Source organism: Holdemanella sp. DFI.5.55, assembly GCF_020593575.1.
GTDB lineage: Bacteria > Bacillota_I > Bacilli_A > Erysipelotrichales > Erysipelotrichaceae > Holdemanella > Holdemanella hominis.
In genome coordinates this window covers 1-3,986 of sequence record NZ_JAJDMK010000112.1, presented here as the reverse complement: position 1 = coordinate 3,986, position 3,986 = coordinate 1, and the positions used below count along the sequence as shown (strand labels likewise).

Genomic DNA, 3,986 nt, shown 5'->3' with positions numbered 1-3,986 from the left:
ACCGCTGACCCTCTGCTTGTAAGGCAGATGCTCTCCCAACTGAGCTAAACCTCCATGTTTTTTTATCGCAAACTCGTTTGCGCTCACTTATATTACCAAAGGATATCGGGGATGTCAACGGAATTTTTAATTTTTTTTATAAAATTTTCAAATTTTAATTCAAGAGCCTTTATATAAAGCTTTTTTATTGTTTTATTATTTATTCTTTTTTGTTCCTCAAACAAATATCCATTATGCACAACATACATTTTTGACAAAATCACTGAATATTTTTTACCAAACACAATCTTTTCTTGGATACAATCCAATCGTTTAATCAATTCAAAATCTGAAACATAATGAATATATGTATTATAATACTGACAATACTCTTTCAATTGGTTCGGTTCATCTGGAAAAACAATATATACAGGAATACCTGCTTTTTGAAACGTTGGACTCCACAACAAAAATAAATCATGATAGCCTAAAGTTTTTTCTAACTCAATAGAGTCCAGCACCACCAAAAGCGATGTATCCTTTATATTCGGTATTTGGATTTTTTCAATTTTGTTCATTTATATATGTAGGAATGCATGCATATTGTATCACAATTTAACCTGGTGTAAAATATAGGCATATATTAGGAGGGGTTACATGATTCAAATGGGAATTGATTTGGGTACAAACTACATCCGGCTTTGTACACAAGAAGATGGTCTACTATATAATGAGCCATGCATGGTTGCGCTTGATGAGCAAAATCATGTTTTAGGCATTGGTGAAGACGCTAAGGATTTAATCGGATCCATGGATCCAAATATTAAAGTAATATCTCCTTTACGTGAAAATCCAATTAACTTTGACGTTCTAGACATACTCCTAGAACAACTACTATATGAACACAAAGCTTTTCGTATGTTTCAAAAAACCGTTTTGTTGGTAAGTTATCCAACTAGTTTCAATAAAGAATCATGCGACATATTGAAAGAACACCTTGAAGATTTAGGTACTTACCGCGTTTATTTTGAACAAGAAATCTGGATTGCTGCTATTGGCGCAAAACTCGATTTATTTTTACCCGTTGCTAGCTGTGTATTAAATATTGGTTCTTCAAACTGCGATATTGCAATCTTCCAAAACGGCAAGATGATCAAAAAATCTCGTTGCAACGTATCTGGAAGTACAATTAATATCGCCATTAAAAACTGGCTATTTAAATCCTACAACATGAATGTATCAACAAAACAAGCCGAAAAAATCAAACGTAAGATTGGACAGGTAAATATTCAGCAAGACCCCAAAAGTCTTGAAGTTGTTGGCATGGACCAAAATAGTCATGTACTAAAATCCGCAATCATTAACGAAAATCAAATAGTTGGAATCCTAACACCCTTAGTACAACAATGGGCCAACTGGATTCTACAATTTCTATCTAGCTTGCCAATCACAATGCAGCAAGATGTAAAAACTCGCGGAATCATATGTTGTGGTGGATCCATGTTAATGAATGGACTACCTTCCTATCTACAAAACACAATAGGATGTCCAATCTTTGTCACAGACGATCCAATCAATACAGTTTCTGCAGGATTAATGATTCTTTTATCCCGCATGGAAGATTAAGCTCAATTTAAGGAAAATCATTTAACATTAAACCGTAAACAGCAGAACACTTATTCATATCCTATTCCCTTTTCTCTTAATGCTGTTTCAAAAGCTCCCAATGGGAGTTTTTCTTTTTGTGTGATATAATTTGTTCCATTAGGAGGACCTTTATGAACAAAAATATCGTATCATCAATCTTATATTCAATCACAGCCATCTGCTTATTTATATTCGCTTATAACCTGACTTATACATTCCTGTATATAGGTATCTTATTTTTAGCCATCGCAACAATCTATTCAAAGAAGGTTAAAAAATAATGAAAAGAAAAAACAGCAACAACACATGGCTATATACAATCTGCATTGTCTTAATAGCTATAGTATTCGGATTCTTATCCTTTATACCAGTAAATATAGAATGTATTAAGCCATTTATCGCATATTTTGATCCAACTAAATTATTATCAAACTTACCATTATGGATCTTCACAAACTGCATTATCTCACTTTATTCACATTCTGAAAAAACATCTATATTAAATACAACCCTATTCAGTATTGTTTGTTTTGTAAGTTATTCACTATTCTCAATGATTCTAACACACACAATACCAAAAGATATGTTTCTAACATGGATATTATTCATTTTAATTTGGACAATATTTAGTTATTTAGTATGGTCAGCCAATCGACAAGATACGAAAGGATGGATTCTTTCAACCATTCTTTTAGCCATACTATTTAGCACATGCTTCACTTATACAGATAACACACTATCCAGTACGACCATTTTAAATTTTTTACTCTATGTATTCCTTGTAGTAGTCCTATATAAAGGAACAAAAGAAACATTGATCATTGTGATTTTGTCTATTATTTTAGCCTTGATTCTTAGTAAAACAAAAATTCAAATAATTTTTACAAAAAGTGCTTGCATTTATTTTAACTCGGTGATATTATAAATAGGCACTTACGGAGGTTTAGCTCAGTTGGGAGAGCATCTGCCTTACAAGCAGAGGGTCAGCGGTTCGAGCCCGTTAACCTCCACCATTTAAATGCCGACTTAGCTCAATTGGTAGAGCAACTGACTTGTAATCAGTAGGTTGTGGGTTCAATTCCTATAGTCGGCACCACTTGTGACCCGTTAGCTCAGTTGGTAGAGCATTTGACTTTTAATCAAAGGGTCGGGCGTTCGAATCGCCCACGGGTCACCACTTATATTTGCAGGTGTAGTTCAATGGTAGAACTTCAGCCTTCCAAGCTGACTACGTGAGTTCGATTCTCATCACCTGCTCCATGTAAAAAACTACTCGCAAGCGCGAGTTTTTTTGTATCTAAAATGCCAAGGATTAATCCTTGGCACTTTTTATAAATTCATATATATCCTCGTAAATTATTTGATTCTCTTTTTCATTTAAGATTTCATGTTTTAAAGTCGGATATAATTTACTAGATACATTTTTATATCCAACACCCATTAAGAATTGTTTCAATTGTTCAAATTTATCCTTACCCTGAATGACCGGATCTTCTTGACCTGCAATCATAAATATATGTAAGTTTTCATTAGTGACATTCCATCCTTTTTTATCAAAGGCTTTGATCATCAATTGAAATAAGTTAATAAAACCATTCGTTGTAAATAAGAATCCACACATTTCATCTGCTTCATATTGCTCTACATTCTCAACACATTTACTCAACCAACGATTACCCGATTCATATCCTGCAAAAGCCATCTTATTCAATAAGCCATTACCTTTCTTCTCCTTATAGAAAGGCTTTATTATTTTTGCCAATGCCAAACCTAGAGTTGCCGCCGAATTTTCAGTAGGTGGACCACACAAAATCAGTTGATCAATATATGCATCATATTTCTTTAAGTAACAACGAGCCACTAAAGTCCCCATACTGTGACTAAATAACGTTATCTCTAATCCAGGATACATTTCACGTACATATTCCGTAACCTGGAATAAATCCTCCACAATATAATCCGCATTTTCAGTGTAGAAATATCCATAATCATTTTTTGATTTCACGCTACTTCCATGACCTCTATGATCATGAATCACACAAACATAACCACGATCATTTAAATATCGCATAAAGTCAAAATAACGCTCTTTATGCTCGGCCATACCATGCGAAAACTGTACGACTCCTTTTGGATTCTTGCACTCCATAATCGCAATCTCTAAGTTTAACCCATCTTGTTTTGATGTTATTTTCTTAATTATCATATTATAGTACCTACATATCTTTCTTGTACTCATTGTATCAAATATATAATTATCAAAACTATACAAAAACAAAAAAAAGACCATTTTTTAAAATGGTCCCAGACTGTTGACAAAGTGACTGTCGACAGTCTTTTTAAAATCTGATAGAATATCT

General features: G+C 33.4%; 5 protein-coding genes and 4 tRNA genes. 7 read left to right on the top strand and 2 right to left on the bottom strand.

The window, feature by feature from the left end:
• Positions 1 to 92: 92 nt before the first annotated feature.
• Positions 93 to 557, bottom strand: a complete 465-nt coding sequence (locus LJE08_RS12860) for a hypothetical protein (protein WP_147346792.1) — start codon at positions 555 to 557, stop codon at positions 93 to 95.
• Between the two features lie 79 nt (positions 558 to 636).
• Between LJE08_RS12860 and LJE08_RS12855 the strand changes: the two genes are divergently transcribed.
• The 7 genes from LJE08_RS12855 (at position 637) to LJE08_RS12825 (ending at position 2,886) form a co-directional block, all read left to right on the top strand.
• Positions 637 to 1,605 (top strand): rod shape-determining protein, encoded by a 969-nt coding sequence (locus tag LJE08_RS12855; protein ID WP_227403426.1) that lies wholly within the window; start codon positions 637 to 639, stop codon positions 1,603 to 1,605.
• A gap of 152 nt (positions 1,606 to 1,757) precedes the next feature.
• Positions 1,758 to 1,907 carry a hypothetical protein gene (locus LJE08_RS12850; RefSeq protein ID WP_227403425.1) on the top strand — a complete coding sequence of 50 codons (150 nt, stop codon included), beginning with the start codon at positions 1,758 to 1,760 and terminating at the stop codon, positions 1,905 to 1,907.
• Entirely contained in the window at positions 1,907 to 2,551 is a 645-nt protein-coding gene (locus LJE08_RS12845; RefSeq protein WP_186999379.1) for a hypothetical protein, read from the top strand. Before LJE08_RS12850 ends, LJE08_RS12845 begins: the two co-directional genes overlap by 1 nt.
• A gap of 12 nt (positions 2,552 to 2,563) precedes the next feature.
• Positions 2,564 to 2,639 (top strand) — tRNA-Val (locus LJE08_RS12840).
• A 7-nt stretch (positions 2,640 to 2,646) separates the two neighbouring features.
• Positions 2,647 to 2,722: transfer RNA gene (locus LJE08_RS12835), tRNA-Thr, on the top strand.
• Between the two features lie 5 nt (positions 2,723 to 2,727).
• Positions 2,728 to 2,803: transfer RNA gene (locus LJE08_RS12830), tRNA-Lys, on the top strand.
• 9 nt (positions 2,804 to 2,812) lie between these two features.
• Positions 2,813 to 2,886 (top strand) — tRNA-Gly (locus tag LJE08_RS12825).
• Between the two features lie 52 nt (positions 2,887 to 2,938).
• Here LJE08_RS12825 and LJE08_RS12820 read toward each other — a convergent pair.
• The gene (locus LJE08_RS12820; protein ID WP_117925722.1) at positions 2,939 to 3,832 is read right to left on the bottom strand and encodes an alpha/beta fold hydrolase; all 894 of its coding nucleotides are present in this window, start codon (positions 3,830 to 3,832) and stop codon (positions 2,939 to 2,941) included.
• Positions 3,833 to 3,986: the final 154 nt, after the last annotated feature.

Coding starts and splice junctions, on each gene's coding strand:
- LJE08_RS12855 (WP_227403426.1), top strand. CDS start 637: ATGATTCAAATGGGAATTGATTTGGGTACAAACTACATCCGGCTTTGT.
- LJE08_RS12860 (WP_147346792.1), bottom strand. CDS start 557: ATGAACAAAATTGAAAAAATCCAAATACCGAATATAAAGGATACATCG.
- LJE08_RS12845 (WP_186999379.1), top strand. CDS start 1,907: ATGAAAAGAAAAAACAGCAACAACACATGGCTATATACAATCTGCATT.
- LJE08_RS12850 (WP_227403425.1), top strand. CDS start 1,758: ATGAACAAAAATATCGTATCATCAATCTTATATTCAATCACAGCCATC.
- LJE08_RS12820 (WP_117925722.1), bottom strand. CDS start 3,832: ATGATAATTAAGAAAATAACATCAAAACAAGATGGGTTAAACTTAGAG.